General features: G+C 29.1%; 4 protein-coding genes and 1 pseudogene. 4 read left to right on the top strand and 1 reads right to left on the bottom strand.

Translation table 11 applies throughout. The features are described from left to right. Positions 1-103 precede the first annotated feature (103 nt). Positions 104-805, top strand: a complete 702-nt coding sequence (locus VIM70_RS00345; RefSeq protein ID WP_331942963.1) for a DUF421 domain-containing protein — start codon at positions 104-106, stop codon at positions 803-805. A gap of 243 nt (positions 806-1,048) precedes the next feature. On the opposite strand, the pseudogene VIM70_RS00340 reads toward VIM70_RS00345, so the two are convergent. Further along, positions 1,049-1,222, bottom strand: a pseudogene (locus tag VIM70_RS00340) (site-specific integrase); the annotation flags it as partial. A gap of 46 nt (positions 1,223-1,268) precedes the next feature. On the opposite strand from VIM70_RS00340, the gene VIM70_RS00335 reads away from it, so the two are divergent. The 3 genes from VIM70_RS00335 to VIM70_RS00325 all read left to right on the top strand — a co-directional run. Then, positions 1,269-1,652, top strand: coding sequence for a NusG domain II-containing protein (locus tag VIM70_RS00335; protein WP_331942961.1), 384 nt, complete (start codon positions 1,269-1,271; stop codon positions 1,650-1,652). A gap of 173 nt (positions 1,653-1,825) precedes the next feature. Next, positions 1,826-2,098, top strand: a complete 273-nt coding sequence (locus tag VIM70_RS00330) for a transposase (RefSeq protein ID WP_331942959.1) — start codon at positions 1,826-1,828, stop codon at positions 2,096-2,098. Beyond that, a partial coding sequence (locus VIM70_RS00325; RefSeq protein ID WP_331942965.1) for an IS3 family transposase occupies positions 2,062-2,669 on the top strand: 608 nt, incomplete at its 3' end. The genes VIM70_RS00330 and VIM70_RS00325, both read left to right, overlap by 37 nt.

Raw genomic sequence — 2,669 nt, 5'->3', positions numbered from 1 at the left:
GAACTTAAATCTAATAATATTGATAATATAAAGGATATTTATTTAGGACTTTTAACTACAGATAAAAAATTATATATGAGTCCATAGGAAGGAGTTTATACTGATGGTTTTCGGTGTTATTAAAGATATTTCACTAATGGGATATATCATAAGAACCTTTATAGTAGGTATAATAGCTTTTATTGTGGGAAGGTACGTATCAAAAAGAACTGTAGCTCAGCTTACTGCCTATGATTTTGCATTGGTATGGACACTTGGAGCTCTAACCGTTGCACCATTATTAGATGGAGAGGTCTCCTTTACATATATAGTTGTTCCGTTGATAACCTTGTTTTTTTGGCATTATATATTCAGTTTTATATCATTAAAAAATAGAACACTATCTTTATTTTTTAATGGCAAACCCGTGATTTTAATAGATGATGGGAAGATAATAAGAAAGAATTTGAAAAAACACTTCATAAATGTTGATTTGCTCATGAGTGAATTAAGGCTTAAGAATATTTTCGATATTTCAGAAGTTAAATATGTAATTCTAGAACCTAATGGCCATTTTAGTACTATAAAAAAAGAATCTCATAGACCAGTTACGCCAACTGATTTGAATTTATTGGCTAAACCAGTAGACTTACCTTTGGTTATTATTAATGATGGAAAATTATTTGAAGAAAATCTAATTAAATCAGGAGTAGACAAAGAATGGCTTATGAATAATCTTGCAATGTATAATATAAATGATATAACAAATATTTATCTTGCTACCATAGATAGTTTCAAAAAATTATATGTTGCTATAAAAAATTAATAACATCTAATAAAAATAGAATTATATTACAATATTCTTATATTGTACACCAAACCAAAAGGCAGCGATGCCTATTTTCTTTTTCTTCAGATTGATGATAAACACCTTTTCATTACATATGTTGGATTAGCATAAGTATTGATATTAGTTAGCTTTAGGTCATTCTTTAATTCCTGTTGGTGTGATTCAGAAAAATGTTGGCGAGACCCTTAAAGAATAGCAAATCAATTTTTCAGTAGTTTTCTATAAATAAAAGTTTTCTAGGGATTGGTCCATAGCATCCTGATTTATCCCTATGTACCTTAACGTTACACTAGGAGTTGAATGATTGAATAGTTCTTGTAGAAGTGCAATATCCTTATGTTGTTTGTAGTGCCAATAACCAAAGGTCTTCCGGAGTGTATGGATACCTATTTGCAGTATTGAACAAGTAGATAATAGCCAATAAAAAGGGAGTTTGTTTATGAAAAAGGGAGATAAAATAGTAGCAATTGTAATAATTGTTTTAATTTTAATAAGTGGAATTGGAACACTTATTTATAAGCAACATATTAAAAGTACTCACAATTTTGCTGTTATTAAAATTGATAATAAAATAATTCAAACTATAGATCTTAATGCTGTAAAATCACAGAAGGAATGGAAAATCTACACTAAACCAGGAGATTATAATTTAATTGAAGTACTCCCTGGAAAAATACGAATTAAGGATGCTAATTGTCCTAATAAAATATGTGTAAAAGAAGGTTGGGTTTCACAGGCAGGACAAATATTGGTATGTCTTCCGCATAAATTAATAATTAATATTAATGGAAAAAATAATACAGTAGATAGTGTTGTTCATTAAAAAAAACACGTTCTTTATTTTATTTATAACACATTAAATCACCTATAGTTAGTAATGTGATAGTTAGATAGCTACTGTATTAATCAGTTACTCTATCAAGTTGGTGTTAGTATAGTATTGTAGACACGAAAACTCGAACAGTATAAAATAAGAATTGAAGGGATGTGTCTACAATGGGAAGAACTCAAAAACAATATACAGATGAATTTAAAAATACTTTAGTAGAACTATATAATTCTGGAAAGACCTTGGCAGATCTAAGTCGCGAATATGGCATAGCAAAATCAACAATAACAGTGTGGATAAACAAACTAAAACCAATAGCTGTTGATAATGATAAAATTATAACTACAGAAGACTATCAGAAAATGTTAAAAAAGATAGCAATACTTGAGGAGGAAAATGAAATATTAAAAAAGGCCACTGCCATATTCGCAAGAAAATAAGTAGCATATTTGATTTCATTACTGATAATAAGAAGCACCACGGTATTAAAATCATGTGCAAGGTACTAAAGGTCTCCAGGAGCTCCTATTACAAGCATTTAAGTAAGAAACCATGCAAGCGTGAATTAGAAAATCAAATGATTGAAAGTAAAATATTATACATATATACAGCTAGTAAAAAGCGTTATGGATCCCCCAAAATCAATAAATCCCTTCAAAAATTGGGGATAAATATTAGTTTAAAAAGGACCCAGAGAATTATGAGAAAGCTGGGGATAAAGTCTATAATTATTAAAAAATATAGACCAACTTCATCAAAAAATAAGGTTGTAGAGAAAGAAAATGTTTTAAAAAGGGATTTTTCCACAAACACAATAAATGAAAAATGGGTAACTGATATAACTTACATATATACTATTAAGGATAGCTGGTGTTACCTAGCATCAGTAATGGACTTGCACACTAGAAAAATAATAGGGCATTCTATGTCTAAAAATATAGATACAAAATTGGCTTTACAAGCTGTTAAAAATGCCGTAAGGCTACAAAGGCCTACTAACCAATTAATACT

Origin of the sequence: Clostridium sp. (assembly GCF_036569345.1) — a bacterium.
Lineage (GTDB): Bacteria > Bacillota > Clostridia > Clostridiales > Clostridiaceae > Clostridium_AD.
Note: the sequence above shows the minus strand (reverse complement) of the source record. Positions and strands in the feature narration are given on the sequence as shown.

Coding starts and splice junctions, on each gene's coding strand:
- VIM70_RS00345 (WP_331942963.1), top strand. CDS start 104: ATGGTTTTCGGTGTTATTAAAGATATTTCACTAATGGGATATATCATA.
- VIM70_RS00335 (WP_331942961.1), top strand. CDS start 1,269: ATGAAAAAGGGAGATAAAATAGTAGCAATTGTAATAATTGTTTTAATT.
- VIM70_RS00330 (WP_331942959.1), top strand. CDS start 1,826: ATGGGAAGAACTCAAAAACAATATACAGATGAATTTAAAAATACTTTA.